Annotated in this window: 18 protein-coding genes and 1 pseudogene; 12 read left to right on the forward strand and 7 right to left on the reverse strand. The window is 71.9% G+C overall.

All coding sequences use genetic code 11. The features are described from left to right. Positions 1-13: 13 nt before the first annotated feature. Complete coding sequence (locus ACMGFG_RS08410) at positions 14-1,318, reverse strand: amidohydrolase (protein ID WP_436929892.1); 1,305 nt, start codon at positions 1,316-1,318, stop codon at positions 14-16. A 115-nt stretch (positions 1,319-1,433) separates the two neighbouring features. After that, complete coding sequence (locus ACMGFG_RS08415) at positions 1,434-2,561, reverse strand: M48 family metalloprotease (RefSeq protein ID WP_436929893.1); 1,128 nt, start codon at positions 2,559-2,561, stop codon at positions 1,434-1,436. 248 nt (positions 2,562-2,809) lie between these two features. On the opposite strand from ACMGFG_RS08415, the pseudogene ACMGFG_RS08420 reads away from it, so the two are divergent. Continuing rightward, positions 2,810-3,919 (forward strand): annotated as a pseudogene (locus tag ACMGFG_RS08420) (MFS transporter); the annotation flags it as partial. 35 nt (positions 3,920-3,954) lie between these two features. Here the strand turns inward: ACMGFG_RS08420 and ACMGFG_RS08425 are convergent. Continuing rightward, on the reverse strand, positions 3,955-4,242 hold the full coding sequence (locus ACMGFG_RS08425) for a hypothetical protein (RefSeq protein WP_436929894.1): 288 nt from the start codon (positions 4,240-4,242) through the stop codon (positions 3,955-3,957). A 109-nt stretch (positions 4,243-4,351) separates the two neighbouring features. Between ACMGFG_RS08425 and hisG the strand changes: the two genes are divergently transcribed. Next, the gene (hisG, locus tag ACMGFG_RS08430) at positions 4,352-5,200 is read left to right on the forward strand and encodes an ATP phosphoribosyltransferase (protein WP_436929895.1); all 849 of its coding nucleotides are present in this window, start codon (positions 4,352-4,354) and stop codon (positions 5,198-5,200) included. An 18-nt stretch (positions 5,201-5,218) separates the two neighbouring features. Here the strand turns inward: hisG and ACMGFG_RS08435 are convergent, their stop codons facing one another. Next, a complete protein-coding gene (locus ACMGFG_RS08435) occupies positions 5,219-5,698 on the reverse strand; it encodes a DUF7473 family protein (protein WP_436929896.1) in 480 nt (159 codons plus the stop codon). 128 nt (positions 5,699-5,826) lie between these two features. Then, entirely contained in the window at positions 5,827-6,387 is a 561-nt protein-coding gene (locus ACMGFG_RS08440; protein WP_123535123.1) for a TATA-box-binding protein, read from the reverse strand. A gap of 262 nt (positions 6,388-6,649) precedes the next feature. Here ACMGFG_RS08440 and ACMGFG_RS08445 point away from each other — a divergent pair, with 262 nt between their 5' ends. The 3 genes from ACMGFG_RS08445 to ACMGFG_RS08455 all read left to right on the forward strand — a co-directional run bounded on the left by ACMGFG_RS08445 (position 6,650) and on the right by ACMGFG_RS08455 (position 9,413). Further along, a complete protein-coding gene (locus ACMGFG_RS08445; RefSeq protein WP_436929897.1) occupies positions 6,650-7,759 on the forward strand; it encodes a methyltransferase domain-containing protein in 1,110 nt (369 codons plus the stop codon). Positions 7,760-7,834: 75 nt separating this feature from the next. Beyond that, a complete protein-coding gene (gene thyA / locus ACMGFG_RS08450) occupies positions 7,835-8,833 on the forward strand; it encodes a thymidylate synthase (RefSeq protein WP_436929898.1) in 999 nt (332 codons plus the stop codon). A 13-nt stretch (positions 8,834-8,846) separates the two neighbouring features. Then, positions 8,847-9,413 (forward strand): dihydrofolate reductase, encoded by a 567-nt coding sequence (locus tag ACMGFG_RS08455; protein WP_436929899.1) that lies wholly within the window; start codon positions 8,847-8,849, stop codon positions 9,411-9,413. A 433-nt stretch (positions 9,414-9,846) separates the two neighbouring features. Here the strand turns inward: ACMGFG_RS08455 and ACMGFG_RS08460 are convergent, their stop codons facing one another. Together ACMGFG_RS08460 and ACMGFG_RS08465 are read right to left on the reverse strand one after the other, a co-directional pair. After that, a complete protein-coding gene (locus ACMGFG_RS08460; protein ID WP_436929900.1) occupies positions 9,847-11,073 on the reverse strand; it encodes a glucuronyl esterase domain-containing protein in 1,227 nt (408 codons plus the stop codon). 70 nt (positions 11,074-11,143) lie between these two features. Beyond that, entirely contained in the window at positions 11,144-11,599 is a 456-nt protein-coding gene (locus ACMGFG_RS08465) for a ferritin-like domain-containing protein (protein WP_436929901.1), read from the reverse strand. A 157-nt stretch (positions 11,600-11,756) separates the two neighbouring features. Here ACMGFG_RS08465 and ACMGFG_RS08470 point away from each other — a divergent pair, with 157 nt between their 5' ends. From ACMGFG_RS08470 to ACMGFG_RS08500, 7 genes are all read left to right on the forward strand, one after another. Continuing rightward, on the forward strand, positions 11,757-12,485 hold the full coding sequence (locus ACMGFG_RS08470; protein WP_436929902.1) for a sugar phosphate isomerase/epimerase family protein: 729 nt from the start codon (positions 11,757-11,759) through the stop codon (positions 12,483-12,485). 73 nt (positions 12,486-12,558) lie between these two features. Next, complete coding sequence (locus tag ACMGFG_RS08475; protein WP_436929903.1) at positions 12,559-13,554, forward strand: hypothetical protein; 996 nt, start codon at positions 12,559-12,561, stop codon at positions 13,552-13,554. Between the two features lie 123 nt (positions 13,555-13,677). Further along, a complete protein-coding gene (gene gatD, locus ACMGFG_RS08480; protein ID WP_436929904.1) occupies positions 13,678-14,931 on the forward strand; it encodes a Glu-tRNA(Gln) amidotransferase subunit GatD in 1,254 nt (417 codons plus the stop codon). A gap of 61 nt (positions 14,932-14,992) precedes the next feature. Then, entirely contained in the window at positions 14,993-15,925 is a 933-nt protein-coding gene (locus ACMGFG_RS08485; protein WP_436929905.1) for a GNAT family N-acetyltransferase, read from the forward strand. A 64-nt stretch (positions 15,926-15,989) separates the two neighbouring features. Then, entirely contained in the window at positions 15,990-16,286 is a 297-nt protein-coding gene (locus ACMGFG_RS08490) for a ribbon-helix-helix domain-containing protein (RefSeq protein ID WP_436929906.1), read from the forward strand. 25 nt (positions 16,287-16,311) lie between these two features. Beyond that, on the forward strand, positions 16,312-16,560 hold the full coding sequence (locus ACMGFG_RS08495) for a type II toxin-antitoxin system RelE family toxin (RefSeq protein WP_436929907.1): 249 nt from the start codon (positions 16,312-16,314) through the stop codon (positions 16,558-16,560). A gap of 72 nt (positions 16,561-16,632) precedes the next feature. Further along, positions 16,633-17,040, forward strand: a complete 408-nt coding sequence (locus ACMGFG_RS08500; RefSeq protein ID WP_436929908.1) for a PaaI family thioesterase — start codon at positions 16,633-16,635, stop codon at positions 17,038-17,040. Positions 17,041-17,135 lie beyond the last annotated feature (95 nt).

Genomic DNA, 17,135 nt, shown 5'->3' on the forward strand with positions numbered 1-17,135 from the left:
TTCGCTGCGGTCGTCAGTCGTCGCCCTCCGCCCGCGCGACCAGGTCGCGGGCGTGCTCGTTCGCCCGCTCGCGCACTGCGGCCTCGTCGAGCGTCAGCACCTCGCGGTCGCGCATGAGGACCTCGCCGTCGCAGACGGTGTGGCGCACGTCGCCGCCGCGGACGGCGTAGGCGAGGTGGCTCACGAGGTCGTGGGCGGGCGTCAGGTGCGGCGCCGACAGGTCGACGACGGCCAGGTCGGCGTTCGCGCCCGCCGCGACGCGCCCGCTGTCGAAGCCGAGCAGGTCCGCGCTCCCCCGCGTGACCATCTCGACGGCCGCCGCGGCGGGGACGGCGCCCGCGTCGTCGGCCGCGAGCTTGCCGACCATCGCCGCGTCGCGCACCTCGTCGAAGGCGTCGAGGTCGTTGTTCGACGCCGCACCGTCGGTGCCGATCCCGACGGTCACGCCGGCGTCCTGGAGTTTCTGGACCGGTGCCATCCCGCTGGCGAGTTTCATGTTCGACGCCGGGCAGTGGGCGACGCCGGTCCCGGTGTCGGCCAGCAACTCGATCTCGCGGTCGTCGACGTGGACGCCGTGGGCGACGTAGGTGTCCTCGCCCAGCAGTCCGAGGTCGTCGGCATATTCGAGGGGGCGGACGCCGTGCTCGTCGACGATGGGGTCGACCTCCCCGGTGGTCTCGTTGGCGTGGAAGTGGATCGACAGCCCCGCGTCACGGGCCTCCGGGACGAACTCCCGGAGGTACTCCTCGCCGACGGTCGTCAGCGAGTGCGGCTGGAAGGTCGTCGCGATGCGACCGTCGGCCGCGCCGTCGAACTCCCGCGCCACGTCGAGGCTCCGCTGCAGGTCCGCCCGGGCGTCCTCGTCGTCCTTGCCGACGGTGACGGCCGTGTGGCCGAGGACCGCTCGGACGCCCGCGCGTTCGACCGCGTCGGCGATCCGGTCGACGTGGAAGTACATGTCCGAGAAGGCGGTCGTCCCCGACTTGATCATCTCGACGATACCCAGCTCGGCGCCGGCTTCGATATCGTCGGCGGTGAGTTCGGCCTCGACCGGCCAGATGTCCTCCTGCAGCCACGCGTCCAGCGGCTTGTCGTCGGCGTAGCCGCGCAGCAACGTCATCGCGACGTGGGTGTGGGCGTTGACCAGCCCCGGAATGACGAGTCCGTCGCTCGCGTCGAGCGTCTCGGCCGCGTCGACGGTACCGGGATCGGCCACCTCGGCGATGTCGCCCGTCTCCCGGTCGACCAGCACGTCCGCCCGCTCGACGGTGGAGTCGGGTCGCAGCACCTGTCCGCCCGCGACGAGGAGGTCGCTCATGCACCGGGGTTTTCGCGGCGGGTGCGTGAATCTGTCCTTTCCGGGCCGCGCAGAGCGGGCCCACCCCGAGCGGCGTGGACCGGGGAACTCATTCCCGGGCGGCGCGGCCCCCGGGTCACTCCCGGGCCGCCCGGTCGCGCAGACGGTCGATCCGACGGCGGAGCGGCGGTTCCATCCGCCGCAGCGAGGTGAGCCGGCCCCACTCCATCCGGGCGTCGTTGAGTTCGGCGTACCGCTCGATGGCCGTCTCGACGGCCTCGCGGCTCGTCCGCTCGGCGGCCGCGGCGTCGGCCCGGTAGACCAGCCGCTGCCCGGCCCACAGCCCGAAGAGCCCGGCCGCGAGCGCGACCAGCGCGACCGTCCCGTCGGCGACCCCCGGCACCGAGAGCACGCCGAGGAGCGGCCCCAGCGTGAACAGGGCCGTCCCGACGACGACCGCGGCCCTGACTTCGAGGTGGTTGACGCGCGCCCGGCCGGCCTGCAGGGCCAGGTACGCCCGGAGCGTCCCGTCGTCGAGTTCGTCGAGCAGGTAGTCGGTGGCGAACAGGTGGCGCCGGCCGGGGAGCCCGCGGACGAAGGCGAACGCCTGTTTCGCGTCGGCGACTTCGAGGACGCGCACCGCCCGCGGGTCGAGAGCCGCCCCGTCGCAGAGCCGGCCGAGCCGGTCGCGCTCGTCGGTGGTCGGTTCACGGGTCGACTGGAGCAGGCGGACCAGCCACGGCGACCCGGCCCATGCGACTCCGAGGAGGACCGCGACCGCGGCGGCGAAGCCGGCGCCCGACGCGAGGCTGTCGCCGGCGAGCGCGACGGCCAGCACGACGAGTACGAACACCCCCGCGAGGCCGGCGGCGTATCGCGCGAGGCGAGCGGCGACCGTCGCGGCCGAGACCTCTACCTCGCGGAGCTCCCGGACGGCGGGGAAGGCGCCGAAGTAGCCGGCGGCGACGGCAACGGCGGGCGCGCTCAGCCCGACGACGACCGTGGCGGCGCCGCCCACCGCCGACTCGCCGCCGGGGAGCGCGGCGACGGCGGCGTCGACTGCGTCGAGCCACCCGGCGCCGACCATCGCGACGAGGGCGACGACGTAGACGACCGGCAGCCCGACTCGCAACGCGCGGCGGATCCGCGAGAGGGCCGCCGTCTCGTCGTCCGCGGAGCGGTATCGGCGACCGTACAGGGAGAAGGCGAGCGCGGCGGCCAGCGAGACGGCCGCCAGCGCGCCGGCGGCGAGGAGGGCCGACATGGACGGCGGTCCGACCGGCCCGGGTAAAATCCTTGCGTGTCGACAGGAATCGACCGTGCTCTCGTGTCGACGCGACGCGGGCGTGTTCCGGCAATCGCGTCGCCGACCGCCAGCGGCTTTCGACCGGCCGCTCTACCCGCGACTCGATGGGAACGCGCGGACGCCTCGGACGGGCCGTGGCCGGGCTGCGCGGCGAGGGGCGCGGCTGGCTGCTGCTCTCGGTCGCAGTCGGCTAGTTTCTCGTCCTCGGGATGCGCTTCGTCGTGCCGGGCATCCTGCCGACGATCACCGGCGACTTCGGCGTCTCCGACTCGGCGGCCGGGCTGGCCGTGACCGTCCTCTGGATCACCTACGCCGTCATGCAGTTCCCGGCGGGCCTGTTCGCGGACCGGCTCGGCGAGCGGACGCTCCTTGCGGCGGGGTTGCTCGTCGCCGGCGCCGGGCTGGTGAGCTACGCGTTCACGCCGACGTTCGGGCTGTTCGTCGCCGCGACCGGGCTGTTCGGGCTCGGGACCGGGCTCTACGGCCCGCCCCGGGGGACCGTCATCTCGAAGACCTACGACGACAACGACGGCGCCGCGTTCGGGACGATGCTCGCCGCGGGGAGCGTCGGCGCCGCCGCGCTGCCCGCCGTCGCGGCCGTCGCGGTCGGCGAGGTCGACTGGCGGACCGTGCTCGGCGTCGCCGCACCCGGGTTCCTCGCCGGCGCCGTCGCCGTCTGGTGGGCGGTCCCCGACACCCGCGTCGGGACCGACGACGGGAGCCCGGACCACTCGCTCGGCGAGGCCGTCCGCGCCGCGGCCGTCGCGGTCCGGAACCGCCGGATCGCGCTGGCCGTCGCCGGCGCGACGCTGATGCTTTTCGCCTTCCAGGCCGCGACGGCGTTTCTCACGACCTACCTGACGACGGTCAAGACGCTCTCGCAGGGCACCGCCGGCGCGCTACTCGGTGCGCTCTTCCTGGTCGGCGCCGCCTCCCAGTCGGTCGCCGGCGGACTCGCCGACCGCTACGGGGCGCCGCCGGTCCTGACCGCCATCGGCATCGTGAGCGTCCTGCCGCTGGTCGCGCTGCCGCTGGTCGAGGGACGGGCGGCGCTGGCGGTCCTCTCGGCCGCGGTCGGGGTCCGCATGAGCATCGGCCCCGTCTCGAACGCCTACATCGTCGACCTGCTCCCCGACGACGTGCAGGGGACCGCCTGGGGCGCGCTCCGGACCGGCTTCTTCGTCGTCGGCTCGTTCGGGTCGACCGCTGTCGGCGTCATGGCCGACGCCGGGCTGTTCGACGCCGCCTTCTACGGACTGGCGGCGATCACCGCCGTCGGCGCCGCCGTCTACGTCTTCCTCCCCGAGCGGCCGTGACCCGCCTGACCCGTGCCGGACGCACTCGTGATGGGTCACACCGCGCGGCTGTTCCCCCGGCGGACGCCGTCGGCGACCACCTTGTAGAGCACGCCGAACGTAGCGCCGTACAGCGCGAGGAGGCCGGTCACGGCGAGGACGGCACCGACGAGCAGCCGCCCCCAATGGGTCACGTCCAGCCCGCCGTAGCCGGCGTAGACGGCCCCGGTTGCGAGGTTCGTCCCCGCGAGCGTGCAGGCGAGCGCCGCGACGAGGAGGAGTCCGAACGAGAGTGTCGTCTTGAGCCCGTACGAAATACCGCCGGTCGTGCTGACTGCGACCATGGGCCCGGGTGGTCGGGCGCTCCGGAATAAACCTACGGGCGCGGTTGTCGGGAGGGCGCGCCCCGTCGGAGAGGGAAAGACAGTTGCCCGCGGCCCGCCCAGTGGCCGTATGCGCATCGCCGTCCCCAACAAGGGTCGCCTGCACGACCCGGCGATCGATCTGCTGGACCGGGCCGGCCTCCACGTCGTCGACGGGGCCGACCGGAAGCTCTACGCGCAAACCGTGGACCCGGACGTGACCGTCCTCTACGCCCGCGCGGCCGACATCCCCGAGTACGTCGCCGACGGCGCCGCCGACGTGGGCATCACGGGGCTGGACCAGGCCGAGGAGTCCGAGACCGACGACCTCGTCGACCTGCTCGACCTGGAGTTCGGCTCCTGCCGGCTCGTCCTCGCGGCGCCCGAGGACGGCGACATCGGGGCCGTCGCGGACCTCGACGGCGGCACCGTCGCCACCGAGTTCCCGTCGATTACGCGCGACTTCTTCGCCGAGCGCGATGTCGAGGTGGACATCGCGGAGGTCTCCGGCGCAACGGAACTCACGCCCCACGTCGACATCGCCGACGCCATCGTCGACATCACCTCCACGGGCACCACGCTGCGGATGAACCGCCTCGCGGAGATCGCCGACGTGCTGGAGTCGTCGGTCCGCCTGTTCGCCCGCGAGGACGTAGTCGACGACGAGAAGGTCCAGCAGACCCGGATGGCACTCGAATCCGTCCTCTCGGCGGAGGACAAGCGCTACCTGATGATGAACGTCCCCGAGGACCGGCTTGCGGACGTGAAAGACGTGCTGCCGGGGATGGGCGGCCCGACCGTGATGGACATCGCCGGCAAGGAGGACGTGGCCGTCCACGCCGTCGTGAACGAGCGCGAGGTGTTCGAGACCATCAACGCGCTCAAGGATGTCGGCGCCAGCGACGTGCTCGTCACCGAGATCGAGCGGCTGGTGGAGTGACGCCAGCCCCGCGGCCGTTCAGAAGAACCCGAAGATGTTGTTCAGGGCGAAGCCGAGCACGGCCGCGAAGGCGAGGTGCAGCGCGGTGAGGACGGCGGCCGGTTTCCAGGTGATCCGGTAGGAGACGCTGATCGCGATGGCGTCGGCGACCAGCGTCGCCAGCAGGACGACGACGATGCCGAGACTCGGGGAGACGAAGCCGACGCTCTCGACGCCGTAGCGGCCCAGCAGGATGGAGACGGCGGCGGGGACGGGACCGACGTAGGCGGCCCGCTGGCTGGGCACGTCGCCGATGAAGAAGGTCGCGGCGAGGTGGAGCGTCACGGCGTAGAAGAGGGCGGTGAGCAGGAAAGTGATGATGAGCGCGAATATCCCGCCGCCCGTCGGGTCGACCTGGAGCGGGCCGAGACCGCCGACCGTGAGCGGACCGAGCGCGTCCAGACCGGAGTCGGCGGCGAGCGCGACAGGTTCGGCCGAGGGCTGCGCTACGAAGTCCATGGCGGCGATAGGGAGGGGCGCCGTTTGTAGCCTGCTATCGCAGGCCGGCGCGGTCCGGGTCGGGCGCGGTCCGGTGCGGCGTCGCGGTGTCGCGTCGGGCGGTCCGGCGCGGTGGTGGAATCGGGTCGTTACTCCAGCAGGCCCAGGTCTTCCAGCCGGGAGACGATCTTGTCGACCGCTTCCTCGGCGTCCTCGGGCTGTTTGCCGCCGGTGATGACGAGCTTCCCGGAGCCAAAGAGTAGGGCGACCACGTCGGGGTCGTCCAGCCGGTAGACGAGGCCGGGGAACTGCTCGGGCTCGTACTCGATGTTCTCCAGGCCGAGGCCGATGGCGATGGCGTTGAGGTTGAGATTGCGGCCCAGGTCCGCGGAGGTGACGATGTTCTGGACGACGATCTCGGGGTCCTCGTCGACCTGGATATTGAGATCGCGCAGCTTGTCGAAGACGATGCGGAGGCTCTCGTGGACGTCGTCCGTACTCTTGGCGCCGGTACAGACGATCTTGCCGGACCGAAAGATCAGCGCCGCCGACTTGGGCTCCTGCGTGCGGTAGACGAGGCCGGGGAACTGCTCGGGGTCGTAGTCCGCCCCCTCCAGGTCCATCGCCACGCTCTGCAGGTCGAGCTCCTGCCCGATTCCAGTCGAGGCGACGACGTTTTCGATATTGATTGTCTCCTTGGGGTCAACCATGTCTCGACTTAAACGTTGTATTTAAGGCTTATAAACTTTCATACGGAGAGCTGATACGTCACGATCGCGAACGGGTCACCTCGCTTAGGTTCTCCGGCGGGTCGAGGCCCGAAAACGCCTTTTAATGGGCGTGAGGGGCGGTTTTATGAGGGGTCGTGGGTTCGGCGATGGATCGGGTGTTCGATGGGGAGACGGCTCGGTCGCGGGACGGTCGCCGGCGGGCACCGGTGGGTTCTTGGCCGGCGGCGGGCGACTGTGGGGCGTGTACGTCCTCGAACTCGGGGGTCGGGACGACGAGTTCGCGGCCTGCGAGGCCGCGAGCGCCGCCGCGGGGGTCGAGGTGGTCGGCGCGGGGCTGGCGACCGCGCGCGCGGTGACCGACCGCGTCCGCGACCTCGCGTACGTCCACCGCGCGAGCGAGGTGGTCGGCCACTGCGACCCCGACGTGGCGAGCGCCCGGGCGCTGCTCGACGCGGCGACCGTCGACCGGGAGGGGACGGTCGCCGTCCGCGCCGTCGACGTGCGCGCGACGACCGGCGTCGACACCCAGCGCGCCGAGCGCGAGCTGGGCCAGGTCCTCGTCGACCGCGGCCTGTCCGTCGACCTGGAGGACCCCGACCACGAACTGCGCGCGCTGTTCGCCGGCGCACCCGGCGCCGACAGCACGGCGACAGAGGCCCAGTCGGCCGACGAAGCGACCGCGGAACCGACCGGCGGAGCGGCCGAAGAACCGACCGGTGGAGCGGCCGAAGAACCGACCGGCGGAGCGGCCGGCGGGACGGGTATCTGCGTGCTCGGCTGGCTCGGCGTCGAGAGCGACCGCGGCTTCGGCGAGCGCCGGCCCACGGACCGACCGTTCTTCCAGCCCGGGAGCATGGACCCGATGCTCGCCCGCGCGCTGGTGAACATCGCCGGCGCGCGCGAGGGGGCGACGGTCGTCGACCCGATGTGCGGGACCGGCGGCCTGTTGCTGGAGGCCGGCCTGGTTGGTGCGCGCGTCGTCGGCTCGGACGCCCAGCGGAAGATGGTCCGCGGGACGCGCGCGAACCTGCGCGACGCGCTCGACGCCGACGGCGACTTCGCGGTGTGTCGCGGCGACGTGACGCGGCTCCCCTTTTTCGACGACTTCGCCGACGCCGCCGTCTTCGACGTGCCCTACGGTCGCCAGTCGAAGATCGAGGGCGACTCGCTGGCCGACCTCGTCGCCGGCGCGCTCGCCGAGGCGCGACGGGTCGCGCCCCGCGCCGTCGTCGTCGCCGACCGGTCGTGGGAGCGGGCGGCGGTCGACGCCGGCTGGACCGTCGCGGAGCACTTCGAGCGGCGCGTCCACAGGTCGCTCGTCCGGCACGTGCTAGTGCTCGACGCGGACTGAGGAGGGTCGGGGTCCCGCTGTCGGACCGCCGGAACCGTAGCTGATAAGCGCTCCCGGACGGAGGTACGCCCAACGATGCAGCAGTACCTCGATCTCGTCCGGGAGGCCATCGCCGAGGGCACCTACAAGCCCAACCGGACGGGCGTGGACACGCTCTCGACGTTCGGCGCGCACTACGAGGTCGACCTCCAGGAGGGCTTTCCCCTGCTCACGACGAAGGACCTGTCGGGCTACCGCTGGAACTCCCTGATCCACGAGCTCCTGTGGTACTTCTCCGGCGAGGAGCACATCCGGAACCTCCGTGAGGAGACGAAGATCTGGGACGCCTGGGCCGACGAGGAGGGACACCTCGACACCGCGTACGGCCGCTTCTGGCGGCGCTACCCCGTCCCCGAGGAGGGCCTGGAGGGGGAGTCCTGGCCCGACGACGCTCACCGCTGGGTCAACGACGACGAGCGTACCTTCGACCAGTTCCAGTACGTGCTGGATACCCTCCGCGAGAACCCCCAGTCGCGGCGTATCGTCGTCAACGCCTGGCACCCCGCCAACGCGACGACCAGCACGCTCCCGCCGTGTCACTACACCTTCGTCTTCAACGTCCAGGGCGACCGGCTGAACCTCCACCTCACGCAGCGCTCGGGCGACATCGCGCTCGGGATCCCCTTCAACATCGCCGCCTACTCGCTGGTGACCCACGTCGTCGCACAGCGGACGGGCTTCGAGGTCGGGAGCTTCTCGCACTCGGTCGTCGACGCCCACGCCTACTGCGGCGAAGGGGCCCGCGGCGAGTGGTACGAGGAGAATCGCGAGGAACTGCGCGAGCGGATGGCCGCCGTCGACGACCGCGCGGGCTACGCCGGCGTGCGCGACTGGATCCTGACCGAAGCGCCTCCCGAACCCGGCGAGGAGAACGCCGACCACGTGCCGAACCTGCTGGAGCAGCTCACGCGCGAGCCGCGCGAGCGGCCGACCATCGAGGTCGCGGACAAGCCGATCGACGACCTCGAATTCGAGGACATCGCGGTGCGCGACTACGACCCCGCGCCGGGACTGGACTTCGCGGTCGCCGAGTGATGGGGGGCGAGTGATGGTCGACGCCGAGCGGGACGAGACGGATGTCGAGCGGGACGAGACGGATGTCGAGCGGGACGAGACGCCGGTGGAGATCGCCCTCATCGCCGCCGTCGCGGAGAACGGCGTCATCGGGAACGAGGGGGAGATGCCGTGGCACTACCCCGCGGACCTGGCCCACTTCAGGGAGACGACGATGGGCCACCCCGTGATCATGGGTCGAGTCACCTACGAGTCGATTTCGGCGCAGCTGGGCGGGCCGCTCCCCGGCCGGACCAACGTCGTGCTGACGCGCTCGGGGGTCGACGCGCCGGACGAGGTCGTGCAGGTCGAGAGCGTGGACGCGGCCGTCGAGGCCGCCGCGGAGGCTGCTTCGGAGGCCGGCGTGGAGACGGCGTTCGTCGCCGGCGGCGCGACCGTCTACGAGGCGTTCCTGGACCGGGCCGACCGGCTGGTGCTGACGGAAGTCCCGGGCGAGCCGGACGGGGACACCCGGTTCCCGGCGTGGGACCGCTCGGCGTGGGTCGAGGTCGACCGCGAGTCCGAGGGCGAGCTGTCGTTCGTGACCTACGAGCGACGGTGAGCGTCTCTGGGTCCCGATCTGCGTTTTCCAGGCGCTCGCTAGCAGTCGTTGCGACCGCAGTCGCCGGTGAGCGCTGAACGCCCTCGGTGCGCTCGCTAGCTGTCTCGGTGACCGCAGGGGACAGCAAACGGTGAAAGCCCTCGGCGCGCTCGCGGTCGCTGAGCGACATATCCGCGCTCTCCGCACCGCCCGCGCGGATAGCGGTCGCTCAGACGACTGAACTGGACGCGAGCGCGCCTCGCCCTTTCAGTCCGCCAGGGACGCACAGCGCCGCAACGGGCCACGAGCCTCCCCAGCCGATTCGCGACCCGGGCGTCGCGAATCCCTCGCGCGGTTCCGTCGCGCGCATGAACGCGCGCGACAGCACGCGCCACCGCCCAGCACCACGGACCAGGACACGCCACCGCGCACCACGCGGCTCCCGTCGCGGCCGTTATCCGGCGCCGTCGAAGTGCACGTCGGCGAAGTCGAGGATGGCGTCGAGATACCCCTCGTTCAGGGTGTGAGCGGTCTCGCGGCGGTAGTGACAGAGCGAGCCGACGGTCTCGTCGGCGATCTCGTCGTCGCCGTACAGCGGGAGGTCGTCGGCGATCCCCTCGGCGCCGAGCAGGTCCCAGACGGGTTCGGCGGCGCGGACGGCGTCGAGCGCGCGGCCGGGGTTGGTCCAGTAGTCGCGGGCGCCGGCGGTGTCGATCAGGGGGCGGGGCGCGACCAGCGCGGCGAGACAGTGGCTGTCGACGGGCAGCCGGTCGACCTGGCCCTCGAAGGCGGCGTAGGTGTCGGCGAACCACCCCGGGAAGGCTCCGGTGATGTCGCCGATCCCCTCCTGGTCGTTGTCGCGGTCGAGCGCCATCCCGCCGGTGCCGGACTGGTGGGGCGCGACGAGGCCGACCCGCTCGTCGGTCGCGCCCGCCAGCAGCGCGGCCTTCCCGCAGCGGGAGTGACCGAGGACGATGATCTCCTCGGCGCGGACCGCGTCCGTCGGGCGGAGCGCGTCGACGCAGCGCTGGAGGCCCCAGGCCCACGCGGCGAGGACGCCCCACTCGGTGCCGGGCGGTCCCGGCAGGTCGTCGTCGTAGCAGGGGCGAATGCCGTCGGCGGGGTCGCCGCTGTCGGGGTCGAGGTCAGCGGACTGGTAGGTCGCGAAGCCGTAGCCCCGCGAGAGGACGTGCTCGACGCACCAGTAGTCGGCAGCGGCGCCGCGGTCGGCGGCCTCCCCCTCGAACCCTCCGTGTTCCCGGGCCGTGTCGGTGACCGTGACCGCGGGTTCGTCGACCGCGGCGTGGTTACCCCGCCAGTTCAGCCCGAGCAGGACCGGGACCGACCGCCCCGCGTCGACGGCGTCGGCCGGCAGGAAGAGGGCGAGCGTGATCGCGGGCGCGTCGGGCGGCAGGTCCGCGAATTCGATCTCCGTTTCGACGAGTGTCGCCGCACCGTCGAGCACGCCTGGGGTGCGCTCGGTCGTCGTCTCGATCTCGGGCGCGCCCGGCGCGTAGCCGTAGACGTAGTGGCGGAGGAGTCGACGGAGTTCCGCCCGACGCTCGCGCCAGTCGGCGGTACTCTCGACGGGGGAGCCGTCGCGAAATTCGAGGAGCGGGGGCAACTCGTCGGTCGGGCGACACCGCGACGGCGGCGCCAGCCCGTCGTCGTCTCGGGACACGTCGGCCGGTCGACCGCCAGCGGCAAGGCGTTTGCGCCGCCCGGGGTGAGGGCCGGTGAGACTCGACTGGTCAGTCGTCGGCGTACTCCTTGCGGAAGCCGCGGAACTCGGTTCGGTGGGCCTCCTCGTCGGCCAACAGGGTCACCGCGAGGTCCTCGGTGAGCGGGTCGTCGGCGTCCTCGGCGGCGTCGATGAGGTCGTGGTAGGTCTCGATGGCGTCGGACTCGGCGTCGAGGACGCCCTCGATGACGGCGAGCACGTCCGTCGAGTCCTCGGGCGGCTGGAGGCTGTCCTGGTGAGCCTCGAACGCCATCGATCCCGGCGGTCGGGCCTCCAGCTGCTTGAGCCGCTGGCCGATCTGTTCGGCGTGGCCCAGCTCCTCCTGGATGTCCGCCTGCAGGCTCGCTTTGACTTCCTCGGCGTGGATACCGTCGAGGACGATCGCGTTCGTCTGGTAGTTCATCACCGTCTCGATCTCGTCGCTGTAGGCGCGCTTCAGCAGATCGATGACGCGGTCGGATGTCATAACGGTCAGTGCTACGGCCCCCGGCCTGATAGGGATAGTGTGGGACGGCGTGTCTAGAGCGCGACGCGGCGGCGACGGCAGCGGCTCCCCGGGCCGACGACAGCGAGACGTTCCGCGAGCCCAACGGCTTTCGGCCTGCGGGGCCTGGTCCGGACCGATGACCCGCTCGGCGATCCAGCTGTACACGCTCCGCAACGTCGACTGTCCGTTCACCGAGGTCCTCGAACTGGTCGCCGACGCCGGCTTCGACGGCGTCGAGTTCGCCTACCGCGTCACCGAGGCCGAGGCCGACGACGTGCTCGCGACGCTCGAGGAGACCGGCCTCGACGTGGCCGGCGCCCACGTCGGCATCGACCGGCTGGAGGACGACTTCGAGGAGACCGTCGCCTACTACGACGAACTCGGCGTCGAACACGTCGTCGTCCCGTGGCTCGACGCCGAGCACTTCGCGTCCGCCGAGGCCGTCGAGGCCGCGGCCGCCCGCCTCGCGAAACTGGTCGACGACCTCGCCGAGCGCGGGATGACCCTGCACTACCACAACCACGACCACGAGTACACCGACCTCGACGGCCGGACGGGCTTCGACGCGTTCCTCGACGGGACGGAGATTCCCATCGAACTCGACCTGGGACTGGCGCTCGCGGCGGGCGACGACCCCGTCGCACGCCTGCGCGCGCTCGGCGAGCGCTCGCGGCTGGTCCACCTCAAGGACTACGACGTGGACGCGGGCGAGTCAGTCCCCGTCGGCGAGGGCGACCTCGACCTGGCGGGGATCGCCGACGCGGTCGCGGATAACGACAGCGAGTGGCTGATCTACGAGTACGAGGGGGCGGACCCGCTGGCGTCGCTGGAGCGGGCGGCCGACCGGACGAACGACCTCGTCTGAGTCGTCCGGACGATACAGCGCCCGTTTGATCCACCTGAAGACACTTTTTCGCGGGGGACGGTCGTCGGACACGATGGACCGCGACCGACGACGCTACCTGGGGCTGCTCGCCGGCGCGCTGGCGGGGACGGCCGGCTGTCTCGGGGTGGGGGACGGTGACGACCCGACGGCCGACGGGTCGAACGGCCCGGCGGACGACGACCTGACGGCCACGCCGACTCACACGGGGACCGGGACGCCGCGGGCGACGCCGACGGACGGGGGATCACCGACGAGCGACGGATCGCCGACGGTCACCGACGGGGAGGCGGCGACGGCCGAAGCGACCGCGGCGCCGTCGCTCGTGCTCGACCCCGTGGACCAGTCGGGCGACGGGCCGCTGACCGTCTACCCGTCGAAGCTCGCGTCGATACTCCGGGCGGCCGCGACCGGAGACGAGCCCGTTCGGGCGGTGGCGGACGCGTTCGTCTACGCGCCCGAGCCGCTGCTCCCGGCGGTCGACGCGGTCGAGGTCGTCGACCCCGCGGGCGACGCGGGCGGCACGTACGCGGTCGACTGCGACGGCGGCCCCTCCCACCAGATGACGCTGGTCGCCGACGAGGTGCCCGCCGAGGAGGCCGCCGATCCCACGCCGGTCGCCGAGTTTCCCGCCGAGTACCGCGACCTGGTCGTCGCGGCGCTCACCGGGTCGCGGGGCGGCCCGGTCGCCCCCCAGACCGAGCGCGGCGAGTGGGTCCGCGAACACTTCTTCGGCGAGTACGTCGCCTACGACGGGCGGACCTACCGCGGGCGCGAGGTCCACCCGACCGACGCGGTCTTCTTCAGCACCGAGGTCTGGTACGTGCTCTCGCTGTCGCCGGTCGACGGCGCCGACGACCCGCTCCGGCTCCGGCTGTCCGAGATCGACCCCGCCGTCCGACGGCCCGTCGACGGCGCGCTGGAGGAGTGGACGAAGGGTACCGACGCCCCCGCCCTCGCCGGACCGCCGCTCGACGATCAGGTCCGCGCGTTCGCCGACGACACCGACCGGATCCTCACGCACACCCACGCCTACGACGTGTCGGTCTGACCCTGGAACGGGGGGTGAGGCGACTGTCCCGGCCGCCCGGACGGGCCCGCCGATGGGACGGCGACGAGCGGGTCACCCGTCCAAACGAGTGGATTCAAGTCCGCGGCGGGGGAACCGGCTCCCATGAACGCCGGAGACCGCGTCCGCGTCGAACGCGCGGACCAGACCTACGAGGGCGTCCTCCTGCCCTCGACGACCCGCGACCACCTGGTCGTCAAACTCGACGGGGGGTACAACGTCGGCGTCGACCGCGCCGAGGCCGACGTGGAGGTGCTCGAATCGGACGCCTACGACGTGGAATCGGCCCAGGCCGACAGCGACCAGTCGACCATCGAGTTCGACGACGACCTGCCCACCGTGTCGCTCATCTCGACGGGCGGCACCATCGCCTCGACGGTCGACTACCGCACCGGCGCCGTCACCGCGCAGTTCGACGCCGAGGACGTGCTCCGGGCCGTCCCGGATCTGGCGGGACGGGCCAACTACCGCGGCCGCGTCGTCGCGAACATCCTCTCGGAGAACATGACGCCCGAGGTGTGGGGGGACCTCGCCGAGGCCGTCCACGAGGAGATCGAGGCCGGCGCCGACGGCGTCGTCGTCATGCACGGCACGGACACGATGCAGTTCACCGCCGCGGCGATGGCCTTCATGCTCGACACGCCCGTCCCCATCGTCTTCACCGGCAGCCAGCGCTCGGCGGACCGGCCCTCCTCGGACAACGTGATGAACGCCGTCTCGGCGGTCGAGGCGGCCAAGTCCGACTGCGCCGAGGTGCTGATCTGCATGCACGAGGACGAGTCCGACGACCGCTGTGCGCTCCACCGCGGCGTCCGCGCCCGGAAGAACCACACCTCCCGCCGGGACGCCTTCGAGACCGTCGGCGCGAAGCCGCTCGGCGTCGTCGATTACAGCACAGACGGCGAGACCGAGGTCTCCTTCCGCCGCGAGCACCGCGAGCGCGGCGAGACGGAACTGGACATCGACCCCGCCCTCGACACGGAGGTCGAGCTCCTGAAGTTCACGCCCAGCACCGACCCAGCCTTCCTCGATGCCCTCGAAGGCAAATCGGGTGTAGTGCTGGAGGGAACCGGGCTGGGCCACGTCCACACCGACTGGATCCCGCGGATCGAGGAGCTCGTCGACGACGGGACGACGGTCGTGATGACGAGCCAGTGTATCGAGGGGCGGGTCTGCGACCGGGTGTACGACACCGGCCGCGACCTGCTGGAGGCCGGTATCGTCGAGGGCGAGGACACTCTGCCCGGGACGGCGAAGGTCAAACTCATGTGGGCGCTGGCCAACACCGAGAGCGTCGAGGAGGCCATGTCCACGTCGCTGGCCGGCGAGATCCAGGAGCGGTCGGTGCCGTGGACCTGAGCGGCGCGGTCGATATCGTGGATCTGAACGGGGCGGTCCGCGGGTCGCGGCCGCAGGGGCGATGACGATGGAGGTCCGCCAGGCCCGCGCCGACGACCACGAGGACGTCGTCGCGTTCACGAGCGACACGTGGGGCGACCGCTTCGACCGCGGCGACTACATCCCCGAGGTGTTCCCGGAGTGGGTCGAGAGCGACGGGCCCGACCAGCGAACCGTCGTCGCCGAGGAGGGGGGCCGCGCCGTCGGCGTCTGCCAGGTCGTCGCGCTCTCGGCTCACGAGGCGTGGGCCCAGGGGATGCGCGTGGCCGACGACGCCCGGGCGAAGGGAGTCGCCGAGGCGATGAACGACGCCTGCTTCGACTGGGCGCGCGACCGCGGCGCCGCCGTCTGCCGGAACATGGTCTTCTCGTGGAACGCGGCCGGCCTCGGCGCGGCCCGCGGGGTGGGGTACGACCCGGCCACGGAGTTCCGGTGGGCCCACCCCGACCCCGATGTCGACGCCCGCGCCGACGCGAACGGCGCGAGCGGGCTGGCGGCGACCGGCGACTCCGACGCGGCCTGGAGCTACTGGCAGCGCAGCGACGCCGCCCGCGAACTCGCCGGACTCTCGCTCGACCCCGACGAGTCGTGGGCGCTCTCGGAGGCGACCCGGGAGCGGTTCCGCGCCGCCGCCGACGAGCGGCGAGTGTTCGCGGTGCAGGGGCCCGACGGAACGAACGGCGCCGCCCTCCGGACGCGGGAGTACGAGCGCGACACCGAAGCCGGCGGATCGGAGCGGTGGGTCGAGTACGGCGTCGGCGCCTGGGAGGACGTGCCCGCGGCGCAGACGCTGTTCGCCGCTATCGCCCGCGACGCCGCCGATCTGGACGCCGACCGGACGCGCGTCCTGATCCCGGAGACGCCGCGGCACGTCTCCGACGCCGCCTACGCCGGCATCGCCGTCTCGGAGAACCCCGACTTCGTCATGGCCGCCGACCTGACGGGGCGGCGGTGAACTGTAGATTGGTTCGCCCCGTCGGCCGAAGACATTTGTATAGGCGGTGGCGTAGCATCTGTATATGTCCGATGCGGATACGGGGAGCGGCGACGACGGCCCGGAGATGGTGCAGATCAACCTCCGGCTGAGCGAGGCTTTCCTCGAAGACATCGATGCGACGTGGAAAGCGGAGGGGTTCAACTCCCGCAGCGAGTTCCTGCGCCACGCCGCGCGCGACGCCGTCAAGCACCCAGCGTTCTCCCGCGAAGGGTGGAAACAGATCGCCGCCAGCGAGCACGACCTGCGCGCCGGCGACGCGGAACTGGTCTCGCGCGACGAGGTGGTCGAGATGATGGACCGCGACGAGGATGACGGGTGACGGCGACTGGACCTGAGCGTTCACGGTGCGCGCGGCGGACCAGTTCGACGCGCTAGACGGCCACGTGCAGGACCGCGTCGTCTCGAAGCTCGACGAGGTCGTCGACTCGGAGTGGCGGGGCCCCGACGAGTTCCTCGAACCGCTGACCGGCGGTCCCTTCTCCAAACTCCGCGTCGGCCAGTATCGGCTCGCCTGCGTGCTGGACCGGGAAGACGCCACGCTCGAAGTCCACCGGATCGAACACCGCAGCGGCGCGTACACCGCCGACGACTGAGTCCGGACGGTCGCCGGTCTGCACGCGTTCTCGGCCCTGACACTTACCCCCACGCGACCCGAACCCGGACGCATGGACCCCGAATCGTTCTTCGAGGAGATGCCCTTCGCCGACCTGCTGGGCATCGAACTCACCGAGATCGACGAGGGTCACGCCGAGGGCCGCCTGCCGATGCGCGAGGCGCTGTCGTGGCACAGCGAGCGCGTGCTGGCCCACGGCGGGGTGACCTACACGCTCGCCGACACCGTCGGGGGTGCGGCGCTCGTGTCGCTGGTGGACCGGCCCGTCCCGACCGTCGACATGCGGATGGACTACCTGGAGGCGGGGACGGGGGATCTGACCGCTGAAGCCGACGTGGTCCGGAACGGTGGGGATGTCGGCGTCGTCGACGTGGACGTGTACGCGGAGGGGGGCGACGGTGACGGCGACGCCCACCTCGCCAGCGCCCGCGGCGTCTACAAGACCGGCGAACCCGAGTGAGATGGTGAGTGGGTCGAGGGTGCGTTCGTCGCGCTCGTTAGCTTGAATCGGATCGACCGCACGTGACAGCAAGGAATGAAAGCCCTCGGCCCGCT

It is taken from the genome of Halosimplex halobium (genome assembly GCF_051414055.1).
Classification (GTDB): Archaea; Halobacteriota; Halobacteria; order Halobacteriales; family Haloarculaceae; genus Halosimplex; species Halosimplex halobium.

Coding starts and splice junctions, on each gene's coding strand:
- ACMGFG_RS08410 (WP_436929892.1), bottom strand. CDS start 1,318: ATGAGCGACCTCCTCGTCGCGGGCGGACAGGTGCTGCGACCCGACTCC.
- ACMGFG_RS08475 (WP_436929903.1), top strand. CDS start 12,559: ATGGACCGCGACCGACGACGCTACCTGGGGCTGCTCGCCGGCGCGCTG.
- ACMGFG_RS08440 (WP_123535123.1), bottom strand. CDS start 6,387: ATGGTTGACCCCAAGGAGACAATCAATATCGAAAACGTCGTCGCCTCG.
- ACMGFG_RS08500 (WP_436929908.1), top strand. CDS start 16,633: ATGGACCCCGAATCGTTCTTCGAGGAGATGCCCTTCGCCGACCTGCTG.
- ACMGFG_RS08415 (WP_436929893.1), bottom strand. CDS start 2,561: ATGTCGGCCCTCCTCGCCGCCGGCGCGCTGGCGGCCGTCTCGCTGGCC.
- ACMGFG_RS08435 (WP_436929896.1), bottom strand. CDS start 5,698: ATGGACTTCGTAGCGCAGCCCTCGGCCGAACCTGTCGCGCTCGCCGCC.
- ACMGFG_RS08425 (WP_436929894.1), bottom strand. CDS start 4,242: ATGGTCGCAGTCAGCACGACCGGCGGTATTTCGTACGGGCTCAAGACG.
- ACMGFG_RS08465 (WP_436929901.1), bottom strand. CDS start 11,599: ATGACATCCGACCGCGTCATCGATCTGCTGAAGCGCGCCTACAGCGAC.
- ACMGFG_RS08470 (WP_436929902.1), top strand. CDS start 11,757: ATGACCCGCTCGGCGATCCAGCTGTACACGCTCCGCAACGTCGACTGT.
- hisG (WP_436929895.1), top strand. CDS start 4,352: ATGCGCATCGCCGTCCCCAACAAGGGTCGCCTGCACGACCCGGCGATC.
- ACMGFG_RS08490 (WP_436929906.1), top strand. CDS start 15,990: ATGTCCGATGCGGATACGGGGAGCGGCGACGACGGCCCGGAGATGGTG.
- ACMGFG_RS08455 (WP_436929899.1), top strand. CDS start 8,847: ATGGTCGACGCCGAGCGGGACGAGACGGATGTCGAGCGGGACGAGACG.
- thyA (WP_436929898.1), top strand. CDS start 7,835: ATGCAGCAGTACCTCGATCTCGTCCGGGAGGCCATCGCCGAGGGCACC.
- ACMGFG_RS08485 (WP_436929905.1), top strand. CDS start 14,993: ATGACGATGGAGGTCCGCCAGGCCCGCGCCGACGACCACGAGGACGTC.
- gatD (WP_436929904.1), top strand. CDS start 13,678: ATGAACGCCGGAGACCGCGTCCGCGTCGAACGCGCGGACCAGACCTAC.